This window comes from Streptomyces sp. Edi2 (assembly GCF_040253635.1).
Lineage (GTDB): Bacteria > Actinomycetota > Actinomycetes > Streptomycetales > Streptomycetaceae > Streptomyces.
The window spans coordinates 7,198,413-7,213,529 of sequence record NZ_JBEJGX010000003.1 but is presented as its reverse complement, the minus strand read 5'-3'; the positions used below and the strand labels follow the sequence as shown (position 1 = coordinate 7,213,529).

The 15,117-nt window shown below is 70.4% G+C and carries 13 protein-coding genes; 3 read left to right on the top strand and 10 right to left on the bottom strand.

Annotated features, from left to right (window positions below):
* Positions 1–186 precede the first annotated feature (186 nt).
* Positions 187–615: a hypothetical protein gene (locus ABR737_RS35070; RefSeq protein ID WP_350255056.1), complete on the top strand. Its 429-nt coding sequence runs from the start codon at positions 187–189 to the stop codon at positions 613–615.
* A 352-nt stretch (positions 616–967) separates the two neighbouring features.
* Here ABR737_RS35070 and ABR737_RS35065 read toward each other — a convergent pair whose 3' ends face one another.
* From ABR737_RS35065 to ABR737_RS35035, 7 genes are all read right to left on the bottom strand, one after another.
* The gene (locus ABR737_RS35065) at positions 968–1,219 is read right to left on the bottom strand and encodes an LppU/SCO3897 family protein (protein WP_350255055.1); all 252 of its coding nucleotides are present in this window, start codon (positions 1,217–1,219) and stop codon (positions 968–970) included.
* 695 nt (positions 1,220–1,914) lie between these two features.
* A complete protein-coding gene (locus tag ABR737_RS35060; protein WP_350255054.1) occupies positions 1,915–3,003 on the bottom strand; it encodes a glycosyltransferase family 2 protein in 1,089 nt (362 codons plus the stop codon).
* A 260-nt stretch (positions 3,004–3,263) separates the two neighbouring features.
* On the bottom strand, positions 3,264–4,136 hold the full coding sequence (locus ABR737_RS35055) for a dienelactone hydrolase family protein (protein ID WP_350255053.1): 873 nt from the start codon (positions 4,134–4,136) through the stop codon (positions 3,264–3,266).
* Positions 4,137–4,413: 277 nt separating this feature from the next.
* Entirely contained in the window at positions 4,414–5,613 is a 1,200-nt protein-coding gene (locus ABR737_RS35050) for a S8 family peptidase (RefSeq protein ID WP_350255052.1), read from the bottom strand.
* 393 nt (positions 5,614–6,006) lie between these two features.
* On the bottom strand, positions 6,007–7,338 hold the full coding sequence (locus ABR737_RS35045; RefSeq protein WP_350255050.1) for an ABC transporter substrate-binding protein: 1,332 nt from the start codon (positions 7,336–7,338) through the stop codon (positions 6,007–6,009).
* Positions 7,338–8,306 (bottom strand): carbohydrate ABC transporter permease, encoded by a 969-nt coding sequence (locus ABR737_RS35040; RefSeq protein WP_350255049.1) that lies wholly within the window; start codon positions 8,304–8,306, stop codon positions 7,338–7,340. Before ABR737_RS35040 ends, ABR737_RS35045 begins: the two co-directional genes overlap by 1 nt.
* On the bottom strand, positions 8,303–9,244 hold the full coding sequence (locus tag ABR737_RS35035; protein ID WP_350255048.1) for a carbohydrate ABC transporter permease: 942 nt from the start codon (positions 9,242–9,244) through the stop codon (positions 8,303–8,305). The genes ABR737_RS35040 and ABR737_RS35035 overlap by 4 nt, the downstream gene beginning before the upstream one ends.
* 377 nt (positions 9,245–9,621) lie before the next feature.
* Between ABR737_RS35035 and ABR737_RS35030 the strand changes: the two genes are divergently transcribed.
* On the top strand, positions 9,622–10,512 hold the full coding sequence (locus ABR737_RS35030) for an aminoglycoside phosphotransferase family protein (RefSeq protein ID WP_350255046.1): 891 nt from the start codon (positions 9,622–9,624) through the stop codon (positions 10,510–10,512).
* A gap of 114 nt (positions 10,513–10,626) precedes the next feature.
* Here the strand turns inward: ABR737_RS35030 and ABR737_RS35025 are convergent, their stop codons facing one another.
* Complete coding sequence (locus ABR737_RS35025; RefSeq protein ID WP_350255044.1) at positions 10,627–11,370, bottom strand: exonuclease domain-containing protein; 744 nt, start codon at positions 11,368–11,370, stop codon at positions 10,627–10,629.
* A 150-nt stretch (positions 11,371–11,520) separates the two neighbouring features.
* On the opposite strand from ABR737_RS35025, the gene ABR737_RS35020 reads away from it, so the two are divergent.
* The gene (locus tag ABR737_RS35020; protein WP_350255043.1) at positions 11,521–12,312 is read left to right on the top strand and encodes an SDR family NAD(P)-dependent oxidoreductase; all 792 of its coding nucleotides are present in this window, start codon (positions 11,521–11,523) and stop codon (positions 12,310–12,312) included.
* Between the two features lie 94 nt (positions 12,313–12,406).
* On the opposite strand, the gene ABR737_RS35015 is transcribed toward ABR737_RS35020, so the two are convergent.
* On the bottom strand, positions 12,407–13,657 hold the full coding sequence (locus tag ABR737_RS35015) for a DUF5919 domain-containing protein (RefSeq protein WP_350255041.1): 1,251 nt from the start codon (positions 13,655–13,657) through the stop codon (positions 12,407–12,409).
* 100 nt (positions 13,658–13,757) lie between these two features.
* Complete coding sequence (locus ABR737_RS35010) at positions 13,758–15,107, bottom strand: copper amine oxidase (RefSeq protein WP_350255040.1); 1,350 nt, start codon at positions 15,105–15,107, stop codon at positions 13,758–13,760.
* Positions 15,108–15,117 lie beyond the last annotated feature (10 nt).

Here is a 15,117-nt window from a genome sequence, read left to right as displayed (position 1 = left end):
GTCCCCCTTCGCGTCCCACCCCTGGCGACGAATTGGCAGGTCACAAGCGTGGGATCCCAGGAGGACGTCACTTGCCCCGAGACCGTTGGGGCGGGCCGGAGCGGCCGGGCACGGTGGTGTGGTGCCGACGGGCCACGGGGTCCCAACGGGGGACCGTCCGCCGGCCGACGAAAGGGACCGACCGTGATGTCACGTAAGCGCATCGCTCTCGCAGCCGCCGGACTGATGCTGGCGGGCGGCCTCGCTGCCGCCCCGGCCGCGACCGCCGCCCCGGCCGCACCGTCGACGCCGTCCGCCGGGCACGTGGAGGCCGCCGCCAACAAGTGCTCCGGCTGGAAGGAGATCCACATCACCGGCGGCGCCGCCAAGTACATGGAGTGCACGAAGAAGGTCAGCGGCAAGTCGTACGTCTCCGGCGCCTTCTACCTGTGGGACACCAGGCGCGACGGCAAGGCGGTCCAGGCGTACGCGGAAACGGACTACAACCACTGGTACGGCGACGATGTGACCTGGCAGCACTTCTACGGCTGGGCCGACCACACCCACGGCAGCCCGAAGATCAGCACGGGCTGGCACCGGGGCAACGACTTCGGCCTGGTGATCAACCTCAAGTAACACCTCTGCCTTGGGGACCAGTGGTACCACTGCCAACAACCATGGTTCCTCTGGTCCCCGATGGCCCCCGATAGCCACCGATGACCCCCGAGTCCGGGCGCCTCGCTGTCCGTGGCGATGCCATGGCGATGCCGGCGGCGCAGATGGTCGTGGTCGTACTCGTCAGTCTTGTCCGCATAGAGCTTGGACGGGCGCCGGCGGCGGAATTCCACGGCGGAAATGGATGGCGGGATGCCTCGCGACGGTATCCGGCCCTGGCGGCGGGCGGTTCAGCGCCAGGACGGGACGATGGACCCGATGAACCGGTGGCGGCAGAAGACTCCTTCCGGCCTGGTGAGGCACTAGTGATCCACTAGGGATGGACCCGGGTCAGGCACAGCGTGGTATCGCCAAGGCGGCTGCCCCGCTCGGTGTACTCGTCGAATTCCGGTGGGCATTTTCTTTGGCGGGTGGCACTGAACATGACCTTGTAGTCGGCTTTGGTGTCACTGCAGGGGACGGTGAAAAGGACTGGGTCCGCGTGTGTGCCGCGGTTGTCCAGGCAGTCCCCGGCGACGGCGTCGCGGGCGACTTTCTCCGGGGGCTTACCGTCATCGGTCAGCATGCTCAATACCCCAAACCCCGCGAAGACCAACGCCACGGTGCCGAGGGCGATGAGCGGCCGGAGCCAAGGACGTCGCGCGGGCCCCGTCGGCGTGAACATCGGGACACCGGACTGCTGGACCGGCGAGGGCGCGTATCCAGGCTGGTGGCCGTGGAGGAGCGGACCGGTGGCAGGCGGCCCGTAGGGGGTCGGACCACCCTGACCTGCAGGAGGCCCGTAGGAGGCCGGGCCGTCATGGCCTACAGGCGGCCCGTACGGATTCGGGCCGGGCTGCCGGCCATAGGGAGTCGGCCCTTGTGGTGGCGGTGAGTACGCAGACATACGGGTCCCCCTGTGGTGATGCGGTTGATGTGGTTGCCCGGCGTGCCGGACCGAGTTCGGTCATCAGGCTATGAGGTCCCCGTGCCCCTGCCGCACGCCGGGCCACTTCCTCCAGCCGCCGGTCGGCATCGGCGCCGAGACGCTGCCGCCCACACCCTCTACCGCGCCCCGGAGTTCGCCGCATCGTTCGGAACCGTCCAGACGTTCTGGACGACCTCAGGCCCCGGACCGTCGCGCGGCGCCGCCGGGCGCCGGGCCCCTCCCCTCCCGGCACACCGGAGATACCGGGGATGCCGGGGATGCCGGGGATGCCGGGGATACCGGGAGGGGCCGTTCCGTAAGCTCCGCAACGCCGGTCGGAGTCGTAGCGCGTATTACCCGCCGGCCAGCGCCGTTCGCACCGCCGCCGTATCGGCCCGGCCCTTCTCGTAGACGGTCAGTCCGCGCGACAAGTGCAGTGGTACCAGCAGCAGTTCCACGATGAGGGCCTTCCAGGCGTAGACGAGGTTGACGGCTTTGGTGGCGTAGACGCAGGGGATGTTCAGCAGCACACCCGGCAGCGGGAGTTTGCGGCGGTGGGCGGCGTAGATGAGCGGGGGCATCGTCAGGAGGAGTTCGGCTCCGGCCCACCAGGTGAAGGCGAGTGCGGGTGGCTGGTCGGTGGTCGCGGCGATCACGAAGGGGGTTGCCCACCAGAGTGGTGCGGTGAGGATTTCCAGGAGGGCGAGGAGCACCCAGACCGCCAGCAGGGGTTTACGGACGACCAGTCGTCCGAGGTGGAGCCGGACGTTCTGGCAGAAGCCGGCCATCCAGCGCCAGACCTGTTTGCGGAGGTAGGTGAGGTCTTCCGGGTCGGCGGCGAGGGCCACGGCGTCGGAGACGTAGACCGCGCGTCTGCCCGCGATCTGCTGCGACCAGGTGTAATCCATGTCCTCGACGATGGTCCGTTCGGGGAAGCCGCCGAAGGCCGTCAGGTCGGAGAGACGGAAGACGGAGCAACAGCCCGAACAGACCATGGGGCTATTGGCGCGGGCCTGGATGGGGCGGTGCCAGTGGAAGCCGAAGAGGTACTCGGTCGAGCGGCCGCGTTCCCAGAGCGTGCGGGTATGGCGGGTGCGGACCGTGCCTGCCGCTACCGAGACGCTTGGGTCGTCGAAGACGGGTAGGACGGTCTCGATGTAGTCCGGTGCCAGGACGGTGTCCGCGTCGACGGCCAGGACGAGGTCGGTGGTGCAGTGTGGCAGGGCGTAGTTCTGTGCCTTGGCCTTGCTGCCGAGATTGCGGGGCGGGCGCAGGACCGTGACGCCGTGTGAGGCTGCCACCTCGCCCGTGCGGTCCGTGGAGGCGTCGTCCACGACCAGGATCCGGTCAGGCCGGAGCGTTTGGTGTGCCAGCGACTCCAGTGTGGCCGGCAGCCCTTCCTCCTCGTTGTGAGCGGGCACGATGACGGTGATGGTGTGCAACTCGATCTCCCCCTGTCTTGCGGATCGCGCCGACTACGACCGTGAACAGTCCGATCAGGCCGTAGACCATGGTGCTGATGCCGATGAACGGCAGTCCTCCGTGCATGTCACCGACGGTAGGGGGATGAGCCGTCCGATGGTTCCGGAGGCCGCCTCCTGTGGATAACCAGTCAGGGAGGAGCCATCCACAGGAGTTGCGGAGTTGCCAGGACGAGAGCCCTGTGCCGGAGTAGCGGGTCAGCGCGCGTGGACGCGTTGGGTCACGCGTCTTCGGGGGTGGCCGGGGTTCCGGCTGCCGCCGTGCCGCCCTGCTGCTGTGCGAGCAAGCGGGTGCGGAAGAGGTCGAGTACGTCGTCCAGCGCGGCGCGGGTCGGCTGGCCCGGTTCGTCGATGAGGTGCTCGGTCAGGACGGAGTGGGGCGGCAGCACGGCATCGGGGTTCGCGGCGTCGTCGTCCAGTTCAACGGCGGTGAACGCCGCACCGAGTTCGCGGCGCAGGAAGGCGAACCGGTCGCCCGGCACCAACCGGTCCGAACGGAACCGCAGCCCCATGACCCGGAGGTCCGTACGCTCGCAGCGGCCCCGCACGGCGGCCAGGTCTTCGGCGGAGATGTCGATACCGGCGGCCCGGCTCCTGGTGAGAGGCAGCGGCAGGGACGGCTGGGACAACACGGGGGCGAGCAGGCGCTCATCGGCCGCCATGGCCAGGGCGAAGCCGCCGGTCAGGCACATCCCGACAGCTCCGACGCCGGGGCCGCCGCAGCGCTGGTGCTCGTGCGCGGCCAGGGCCCGCAGCCAGCTGACCACGGGGGAGGTCTTCCCCGTGGCCAGCACGGTGAACTCCCGGCTCACGCACACCTTCCACAGCGATGAGGCCGTGTAGAGCCCGGACTTCAGCCGGCCGGCGGACGCAGGGTCGGCATCGCGACCGGGCGTACCGAACAGCACCGGGAGCACGGCGGTGCAGCCGAGGTCGGCCACACGCTCCGCGAACGCCAGAACCTTGGGCGTGATGCCGGGTATTTCCGCCATCACGATCACCGCGGGCCCCGTACCGCGCCGCAGAATACGGCGGGTGGCGCCGCCATGGGTGAAGGTGCTGCGGTCAAAGCCGGTCAGGTCGTGATCTGCCATGGATGTGGATTACCACCGTCCTGGTCGCATGCGTGGTCGGTCGGGGTCTGTCCGAACACGTACGTCGCGCCCCCGGCCCGGCGCGGGTCAACGCGAGGCTATCCAGGGATGCTTGTGGTGCGCACCTGTGTTCGGTTCGCCGCCGTCCGGACCACCGCCCACGCCTGCGGCCCTGGCCCACCCTCGGGCTGCTGCCGCGGAACACCAAGACGCCGGCCGCCGCGCACCGTGGGGGCGAGCGCGACGGCCGGCGGGTGGAGCCGAGGTGGTCAGGTGACTACTTGACGACCTTCAGCAGCTTGTTGGGCGTACCCTCGCTCGGGTTGCTGATCTTGTCGGGCGTGGCACCGGCCGTCAGGGCCTTCTCCACGTCGGCCGGCTTGGCGTCCTTGTGACCGGCCAGGTAGACCGCGGCAGCGCCCACGACGTGCGGGGTCGCCATGGACGTACCGGAGATGGTCTTGGTGGCGCCGTCGTTCCAGTCCGAGGTGATGTCGGAACCGGGGGCGTAAAGGTCCACCGCGCTGCCGAAGTTGGAGAAGTCGGACTGCTCGTCGTTCTTGGTGCTGGAGGCCACGGTGATGGCCTCCTTCACGCGCGCCGGGGAGCTCTGCCCCGCGTCGGAGGACTCGTTGCCCGCCGCGACGCCGAAGGTGACACCGGCGTCGATGGCCTTCTTCACGGCCGTGTCCAGCGCCTCGTCGACGCCGCCGCCGAGCGACATGTTGGCGACCGAGGGGCCCTTGTGGTTCTTGGTGACCCAGTCGATGCCCGCGACGACCTGCTCGGTGGTGCCGGAGCCCTGGCCGTCGAGGACCTTGACCGCCACGACCTTGGCCTTCTTGGCGACACCGTGCTCGGTACCGGCGATGGTGCCGGCCACGTGCGTGCCATGGCCGTTGTCGTCCTCGGCCTTGCCGCCCTTGTCGATGGCGTTGAAGCCGTACGACGCCCGGCCGCCGAAGTCCTTGTGGCTGATGTGGATTCCGGTGTCGATGACGTAGGCGGTGACACCCTCGCCCGCGGCGTCGGGGTAGGTGTACTTCTTGTCGCCCTTGGTGTCCGCCTGGTCGATACGGTCCAGGCCCCACGACGGCGGGTTGGCCTGGCTGCCGTCGATGTGGAACTTCTTGTTCTGCACGACCTTGTCGACGGACGGGTCGGCGGCGAGCTGCTTGGCCTCTTCCTCACTCAGACCGCTTGCCGAGAAGCCGTCGATGGCGGAGGAGTACTGCCGCTTGACCTTGCCTCCGTACTTGGACGCCAGGTCACCGCTGTCGGCGGTACGGACCGACTTCTTGAGCATGACGATGTAGCTGCCGTTCACGGCGCCCTTGGCCTCGGCTCCGTAGATCTTGCCTTCGGCTGCAGGCGACGCACCCGCGGTGACCGCGGTGACGACGGCGATACCAGTGGCGGCTACCGCGGCGGATATCGCCGTGACGAGCCGCTTCTTGCTGGAACGCTTGTGAGCCATTGCGAGGATTCTCCTCGTTCGTGGTGTGGGGGGAAAGCGTTGCGCAATAGCCCGACGAGACCGGAAGATCTGCGCCGGACTGGTTCGAAACCCTGTCTGATTGATGAGTTCAATTCAAGGCTCGCCAGAGCGTGTGAGATAGCCAACAAGGCTGGTGAATTGGGAAAGGTTTCAGAAGTGGTCAAAAGGAACGGCTAGTTGAACCGGGCCGACTCAACTCCGTTTACACAGCCGCAATAGAAGGTGACGTCGGGGTGGACGGCGCCTTCGGCCGATCGCAGTTCGCCCGTCGGACGAGGCGTGTCATGCGAGTGCTTATCGCGCTCATTGCGGCTTATTTCAGGGCCAGTTGAGAGAGGGGCCGGACCGCGGTCAGGCGCGCGCTGCGGCCCGTCAGCGCTGATAGCGGGCCAGGACCAGATTGCCGTCCCGGACGAGCCGCTGCCGCACGGTGTCCAGGTCGATGGCACCGCTGTAGTACTCCTGCAGGCCAGGGGTGGCGATCTTGTCCTTCCACTCCGGGTAGCCACGGACGGACTGGGCCGGGGCGGAGCGCAGGGAGCTCGCCAGCGCGGTGCCTGCCGCCCAGTCGTACCGGGCGACCCGGAGTGCCGGATCCCTGAGCGCTTCCCGTCCCGTCGGCAACAGCCAGTCCCCCAGGGCGAGCCGCACCATGTTCGGCGGGCGGAGGAGGAAGTCGATAAAGGCCATCGCCGCTTCCTTGTGCGGGCAGTCCTCGGCGATCGACAGCGTCTGCGGGCTCACCCCCTGGTCCGGGGCGGTGCCACAGGGGGCGGGCAGCACCGTCCAGTCGAACCCCTTGGGCGCCTGCTGGGCGATCTGCTGACGGTAGGAGAAGCCGAGCGGCACCATGGCATAGCGCCCGGCGAAAAAGCCCGGGAGGGTGTCGGAGCCGCCCATGCCCAGGGTCGTACGGGAGGCGCTGCGGTCCACGTTCACCTGGTCGTGGATGGTGCGCGGCACCACCTGGTCGGCGGCGTCGAAGCGGACCTCCACCTTCTCGTCGGGACGACGGTGGAACATCCGGCCGCCCGTGGACAGGGCGAGGTTGAGGGTCGCCGAGACCGGTTCCTTCAGGGGCCAGGCGACCCCGTGGCCGGTGCCGCGGGTCAGCCGCCGCGCCGCCTCCCTGAACTCCTCCCAGGTCCAGGGGTGTCCGGGAGTCGGGATGCGCACTCCTGACCGGTGCAGCTTCGCGCGGTTCGCGATCAGCACCCGTGGTTCCTGGAGGAACGGGACGCCGTACACCCGGCCGTCGAAGATGGCGGTCTCCCAGCTCCGCTGCGGGATGTCGCGCCTCAGGCGCGGCGGCAGGAGGGAGCCGAGGTCGGCGAGATTCCCGCCGTAGGCGAAGTCCGCGAGGTCGTCGGCGGCGTCGTGGATGATGTCCGGCGCCTCGCCGCCCTCGAAGGAGGTCAGCAGCTGGTCGTGGACGGTGGGCCAGGCACCCTGGACGTACTGCACCTGGACCTCGGGGTGCAGTCCGTTCCATTCGGCGACCAGGTGCTTGGTGGCCTTGAGGGAATCCTGCTGCCAGGCAAGTGACTGGAAGCGCAGGGTGATCCGGCCGCCGGGCGTGCGCCCTCGCCGGCCGACGGAACAGCCCGGCAGCAGGGCCGCGGCGGGCAGTGCGGCGGCGGTCGCGAGCAGGCCCCGCCGGCTGAAACGAGCCGGGGGCGTGGGGGTGTGGTCGCCGCGGGGCATCAGCTCTTCACCGCCCCGGCGAGCATCCCGCCCGTGATCCGACGCTGGATGACCGCGAAGAGGAGCAGGCTCGGGAGGGTGGCGAGGAGTGCGGCGGCGGCGAGCGGCCCGAGGTCGGCCACGCCCTCCGCCCCGAGGAAGTGGGTGAGGACGACCGGCAGCGTCTGCTTCCCGGGCGACTTGAGCAGGACCAGGGCGAAGAAGAATTCGTTCCAGGCGGTGATGAAGGCGAACAGTGCGGTGGCGACGATGCCCGGCGCGAGCAGCGGTGCGGTGACCGAGAGGAGCGTACGGAGCCGGCCGGCGCCGTCCACGGCCGCCGCCTCCTCCAACTCGGGTGGTACGGCGCGGACATAGCCGGTCAGCATCCACAGGGCGAACGGCAGCGACCAGACCACATAGACCATGATCAAACCGATCCGGGAGTCCACCAGATGGAGCCCCTTCAGGATCAGGAAGAGCGGGATGATCACCAGCACCAGCGGAAAGGCCTGGCTGACCACGACCCAGCCGGTGGCCGCCCGCGAGAGGCGGTTGCGGTAGCGGGCCAGGACATACGCCATCGGGGTCGCCAGCACGATCGCGATCAGCGCGGAAACCGCCGCGGCCAGCAGGCTGTTGCCCGCGGCCGCCGGCAGGGGCTGCTGCGTGAACGCCTGCCGGAAGTTCTCCAGGGTGGGCGCCTCGGGGATCCACGTGGGGTGGATGCTGCCGAGTTCACGCGGTGGCTTGAAGGCGGTGGAGATCAGCCAGAGGAACGGGAAGGCGAGGAAGGCGAGATAGGCGACGAGGGCGGCGTATTGGCCGGTGCGGGCGGTGGCGGTGCGGGTGGTGGTGCGCCGGGCGGCGGGGGTGGCACTCCGTTGGCGCGTGCGGGTGGTGCGGGTGGTGGCCGTGTGCCGTCGGGCGGTGGGTCCGTCCCCCGTGCCGCTGCTCTCCCTGCCGCTCACCGGTCGTCGTCCGCTCACCGGTCCTCGTCCCCCTTCAGCCGGCCGGCCAGGTAGACCGCCAGCAGGACCGAGACCACCGCGACCATGGCCAGGCCCATCGTGGCGGCATAGCCGAACTGCCCGTAGCGGAAGGCCTCTTCGTACGCGAAGAGCATCGGCAGCCGGGTCCGGCCGCCGGGCCCGCCGTCGGTCAGCACGAAAACCAGGGCGAAGGAATTGAAGTTCCAGATGAAGTTGAGCGCGGTGACGGCGAGCGCGATGGGCCTGAGCGCGGGCCAGGTGACCGTACGGAAGCGGCGCCAGGCGCCCGCGCCGTCCATGGACGCGGCCTCGTGCAGTTCGCGGGGCACGTTCTGGAGGCCGGCCAGGAGGGTGACGGTGGTCTGGGGCATCCCGGCCCAGACGCCGACGACGATGACCGCGGGCAGGGCGGTGGCCAGGCCGCTCAGCCAGTCCCGGCCGTCGGTGGCGCCGGACAGGCCGAGGCTGCGCAGCGTCTCGTTCAGGATGCCGGCGTCCGGGTGGTAGACCAGCCGCCACATGATGCCGACGACCACCTCCGGCATCGCCCAGGGAATGATCGCCAGCGCCCTGGCAAGCCAGCGCAGCCGCAGCGGGAGGTGGAGCAGCAGGGCAAGGCCGAGGGCGAGGAAGAACTGCGGGACGGTGACCCCGAAGGCCCAGACCAGCCCGATCCGGAACGAGTCCCAGAACAGGGTGTCGTGGAGCAGGTCGGAGAAGTTCAGCAGCCCCACGAAACGGGTGGCCTGGGTCCGGCCCGACTGGGCGTCGGTGAACGCCAGTCCGATGCCGTAGAGGAGCGGTCCGACGCTCAGCAGCAGGATCGGGATCAGGGCAGGCAGTACGAGGAACCAGGCGCCCTGAGCACGCCGGGTTCGGGCGGCACGGTCCGCGGCCGCTCCGGGAGACCGCGGTGGCGCGGTCGCCAGGGTCACGGCAGCGGCTCCTCGGGGCGCGGCCCGGCCGGTCTGCCGTCGTGTGCCCTCGCGGTCGGCGCGCCTGCCATCCCGTTCCCTCTCCCCCGCCCGGCTTTCCCCGTTGGCCGTTCCCAGCCACTTCCGATCGCTTGCGGTCGCTTCCGTTGCTCCCGGCTGCTTCCGGCCGTTCCCCGCCGCTCCCGATCGCTCCCGATCGCTTCCGGTCGCCGTCATCGTCGTGACGGGTGCCACATCCCGTCAAGGTCCTGGCCGGATTCCTCGGAGGATCCCCCCGCCTCGGAGGATCCCCGCCTCGGAGGTTTCCGGGCCGCTTCGGCGGACCTGCGAGACTGGTCGCGTTCACGCGCCGCAGGAGGTACCCCAGGAGGCACCCGATGACCGAACCGAGCCCCGCCGCTTTCACGGAAGCGCGCGCCCGGGAGGTACTGGCCTCGGCCGGCCGGCCCGATGCGGCAGCCGACGCCGCGCTGCTCTCGCTCGGCGAGAACGCCGTCTTCGCCCTCGGCGGCAACGGGCCGGTCGTACGGGTGGGCCGCAGCGCCGAACTCCTGGAGCGGGCCGAGCGGGAACTGGCGGTGGCGCGGTGGCTGGCGGCCGAGGGAGTGCCGGCCGTACGGGCCGCGGAGCCCGTGGCCACCTTGGTCGACGGACATCCCGTCACCTACTGGCATCGGCTGCCGGAGGCCGCCCGGCCGGCCGGGCCGGACGATCTGGCCGCCCTGCTGAAGCTGGTCCACGCCCTGCCGGAGCCGCCGTTCGCGCTGCCGCGGCGCGAACTGCTCGGTGGCGTCGAGCGATGGCTGCGGCTGGCCGGCGACGCGGTGTCGGCGCCCGACGCGGAGTATCTGCGCGGGCGGCGGGACGCCTTCGCGGCAGCCGCCACGGCCCTGGAACCGCATCTGCCCCGCGGCCCCATCCATGGCGACGCACTGACCCGCAACGTTCATGTCGGGCCCGACGGACCGGTGCTGGTCGACCTGGAAACCTTCTCCTTCGATCTGCGGGAACACGACCTGGTCGTCATGGCGCTGAGCCGGGACCGCTATGGCCTGTCCCCGGACGCGTACGACACCTTTGTGTCCGTTTACGGCTGGGACGTCCGGGACTGGGAGGGCTGCGCCGTACTGCGCGGGTCCCGGGAGACCGCGAGCTGCGCCTGGGTATCCCAGCACGCGCCCGGAAACCCGGCGGCGCTCAAGGAGTTCCGGCGCCGGATCGCCTCACTGCGCGACAAGGACGCGACGGTGCGGTGGTATCCGTTCTGAGAGGCACCGCCGGGGCCTGGGGCCAAAGGCCGGGACCGGGCTTCGCTGTCTGATGAAGGTTCCGCGGGCCCCGGCACGCGCCGCCACGGCTGTGACGACTCCCTCCGCTCTCCCTCAGGCCTCGGCTTCGTTCCTGGCCCCGGCCGCCGCCTGGTACGGAATCAGGGGCCAGGCCCGCTCGACTATCGCCTGCGGGTCGCCGGAACGGCGCAAATACGCCTGGAACGAGGCGGCCTGTTCGGCGGCCGCCTGCTCCTGGAGGGCATGGAGCGCACGGGGCGAAGGAATGGCGACGGCCGGGTACGTCTCGCCGATGCGCCGGGCGACCCCGGCCGCTGCCGCCGCGTCGGCACCCGCCTCGTGGGCACCGTCCAGCCGGACGCCGTAGTGGCCGCAGAGCGCCTGCAGTGCGCGCTTCCCCTTGCGGTAGCGGTCCACATGCTTGTCCAGGACGAGGGGATCGATGACCGGCGCGGGGGCGTGTCCGAGACGTTCGGTCAGCGTCCGCAGGCCGTGGCGCCGGCACTCGCGGTCCAGGAGGGAGAGGTCATACCGGGCGTTCATCACCACCAGCGGGATGTCCGCGCGCAGCGCCTCGGCCAGCGCCTCGGTGATTTCCTCTATGGCGGTCGCCGGCGGGCGGCCGTGTTCTTGGACATATGCGGTGGAAATGCCGTGAATGGCCGCCGCTTCCTCGGGAATCGGGATCCCCGGGTCGAGCAGCCAGGTCTGCTGCCCGGCCGCGCGGCCGTCCCCCTCCAGCCGGATCAGCGCGGCGGTGACGATACGGTCCCGCTCGACATCGGTGCCCGTGGTCTCCAGGTCGAAGCTGACCAACAGCTCCTGATGCCAGCTCATGCCGAATCCTCGCTACGCTCGCTCATGCGGCCTCCTCCGGTGGTACTTCCCCCGTTGCTCGCCCACTCTCCCACGCACCACTGACAATCGACCGGCCGCCTGCCGCGACAGGGCAGCCACAGGCGACCCGCCACCCCTAGGCTGACCGCCATGGACCTACGGCTGGCAGGACAGGGCGCGCTGGTGACGGGCAGCAGCTCGGGGATCGGGGCGACGATCGCCGGGATGCTGGCGGACGAGGGCTGCGACGTGCTCGTCCACGGGCGTAGTGCGGGAGCCGCAGCGGCCGTCGCCGAGCAGATCGCGGCCCGCGGCGTACGGGCCGAGGTGGTGCTCGGAGATTTGACGGAGCCGGGCGTCGCCGAGCAGGTCGCCCTCACCGCACGCGACTTCGGGGCCCGCATCCTCGTCAACAACGCCGGTCCGTTCGCCGAGCACGACTGGGAGAGCTCCCGGCCGGCCGACTGGCGGGCCGCCTTTGAGGGGAATGTGCTGCCGACGGTGCGGGTCAGTCAGACGCTGCTGCCGTCGCTGCGGGCGCACGGGTGGGGCCGGGTGATCACCATCGGCAGCCGGGCGGTCCGGACACCGCTGCCCAACATGGTGGCGTACTCCGCTGCCAAGGCCGCCGTGGTGAACATGACCACCAGCCTGGCCCGGCATCTCGCCGGGACCGGCGTCACCGCGAACTGTGTGAGTCCGGGAGTGATCGTCACACCCTCCATGTCCCGGATGTTCGAGGAGCGGGCGGCCGGGGGCGAGGGCCCGGGGGACGGACCGGACGAAGCGGAGATCGTTGCGGAGTATGCACCCAACCCGAGCGGGCGGCTGGGGCGCCCGGAGGACATCGCCGCCGCGGTCACCTACCTTGCGAGCCCGCTCGCCGATTACGTCAACGGGATCGAGCTGCGGGTCGACGGAGGCATCACGGGCACCCCGTAAGACGTGCCCGCAGACGTGCCCGCGGAACGCGTCCGCAGACGGATCCCCGCCCCGCGCCTCCGCCCCGCGCCTCCCGGTGCCGCAGGACCGCCGGTCAGGAAACCGGCCGCGAATCCGCCCACATGCTCTCGAATTCCTCCCGGTAGGTCTCGAAGAGGCCGTGGTCGCCGTCGCGGGCGTCCCGGGCGTCCTGGCGGACGACCTCCCGGCCGCCGCCGCGGAGGACGAGGACGGGGGACTCCATGCCGCGGCTCTTGCGGAGGTAGGGCTGGACGACGGCCACGCCGTCGGGGCCGTCCCCGTCGACGAGGTAGGCGGTGAAGCGCGGGGTCTCGTCGAAGACCTGGATCTCGAAGGCGCCGGGGTCGCGCAGCCGGGCGCGTACCCGTCGCATGTGGAGGATGTTCATCTCGATGGAACGGCTCATCTCGCCCTTCTTCAGGCCGATTTCGCGCTCCCGGCGGCGGACCGCGCTGCTGGCCGGGTTGAGGAAGAGCAGGCGGACCCGGCAGCCGGATTCGGCGAGCCGGACGAGCCGGCGGCCCGAATAGTTCTGGACCAGGAGGTTCAGTCCTATGCCGACGGCGTCGAGCCGGCGGGCGTTGCCGAACAGGTCCTCGGCGGGGAGCTGGCGCTGCAGCCGCACCCGGTCGGAGTGCACCCCGATGACGTCGGCATAGCGGTCGCCGACCAGGTCCTCCACCGCGTCGATGGGCAGCCGTCCGGAGATCCGGGTGCCGACGCCGGAGCCGAGGATGTCCAGGAGGCGGGCGGAGGCGCGCTCGGCCTGGGCGAGGACCGTCTCGGACAGGGCGCGGTTGCGGGAGACGATGTTGCGGGCGACCTCGAGTTCGTCGAGGGCCAGCTCGACCTCGCGGCGGTCGTCGAAGTACGGCTCGAAGCAGGGCCAGTGCTGGACCATCAGTTCGCGGAGTTGCGGCAGCGTCAGAAAGCTGACGATGTTGTCGTCGGCGGGGTCGAGGAGGTAGCCCTTGCGGCGGCTGACCTCGCGGACGGCCACCGCGCGCTGGACCCACTCCTGTCCGGCCGGGCCGGCCGCCGCGACGACCCACTCGTCGCCGTGCACCGGCTCGTAGATGGGCCGCAGCACGGCCGCGACGACGGCCCGCAGTCGTTGCTCGACGAGATTCAGCCAGATGTAGGCGCGGCCGGCCCGCCGGGCTCGTGTGCGCACCTCGCTCCAGGCGTCGGCGCCCCAGTCCAGCTCCGCCCCGATTTCCAGCGGGCGTGCCAGGGACACCGCGCCGGGCGGTGCGTCGACGGAGCCGCCCTCATGGCCCTCATGACTCTCGTCACCAGGGGGCAACTCCAGCCCGCCGCTCACCTGCCACCGCCTTCCGAACCCCCGTGCCAACGATCAAGGCAGACTACTGCGGTGCGGGAGGCGGTGCAGCAGGATGGATCGAGTCGGTTACCAACTCCCCTTACCCATAGTGCCCGTTGTGCCCGGACAGTGCGGGTGGAGTGAGCGGATTCATAGCGGTGACGTCACGGGGAACCAGCTGGAAGCCCTGCCAGTGAACAGGCATGGGCTCCTGGTCCTCATCCCTGGCGATGTGGTGGAACCCGATGTTGACCCACGCGATGGGGTGTTTCAGCGGCTGGCCGTTGACCCAGGTGTCGACGCTCTTGCCGGCCCGCGGGCCGCAGTTGGCCAGGTTGTTGCTGGCGAACTGCTCACATTTGTTGTACTCGGTGAAGTAGATGTCATGTGTGGTGTAGCTGCGTCCGGTGTACTTGGTGGAGGGGCCCGGCACGATCTGGTACGAGCGCGGGTGGCCGTCCTGGTTCTTTCCGGTGTCGCTCACCACCCGCCACCAGCGCAGCGGGCCGGAGTCCCCGGCCAGCTCCTTGGTGACGGGGGTACGGGTGGTACGGATGGTGGGGGTGCTGCCGCCGGGCCGGATCGTGGTGGCGGAGTCGAACTGCTCGATCTTGTTGGCGGCGCTGCCGTCCAGGCCGAAGTTCAGCCGCCAGAAGACGTTGTGGCTGTGGCTGGTGGCGTAGTCCTTGGCGCCCTTGCCGATCGGCGTGCCACGGCCGTCGCCGGCGTCGAAGTCGCTGGGTGAGAGGGTGCCGGTGGCGCCGATCTGCAGGGTCATGGTGCCGTCGCCGGAGAACCGCCACTCGCTGATGTACTCGTACCAGCCGGTCTTGTTGACGGTGTAGAGCAGCAGGTCCTTGCCCTGGAGCTGGTAGGTCCTGGCGGCCTCGCCGGGGTAGGGGCCCATCCGGTAGGCGTGGCCGCGGGCGCGGGTGGTGGCGCACAGGCCGCTGACGTCGGGGTGCGCGGCGTCGTAGGCACCGGGCACCCTGACCGTCTTGATGGTGCCGCCGGGGCATTCGGCGGGATCGAGCTTCATCAGGCCCTGGGCGAAGCCCTGACCGGTGAGGTCGTCGTACTCGTTGCCGCCGTCGTCGTAGGGGACGTGCACCTGGGCGAGTTTGGCGGTGGTGAGCACCTTGATCGGGGCGCGTTCGCCCTTGGGCTGGTAGGAGACGTCGTCCAGGACGAGGCCGGCATTGCCTTCGTAGTGCCAGCACATCCGCCAGACGGTGCCGCCCTCCAGCGTCTGGGTGATGCGGTAGGCGGCGCTGCAGCGGGGGGCGGGGGCGGCCGGGGCCGCACGGAGGGGGGCGACGGGGGCTTCGGGGGCGGCCTGGGCGGAGGGGCCGGTCAGCAGGGCGGTCGCCATGAGCAGCACGGGGACGGCGGTGAGGGCTGCGGCACGGCGGCGCGGGCGGCGGGTACCTGCGGGGCGTCTTTCGGGCATACAAGGGCTC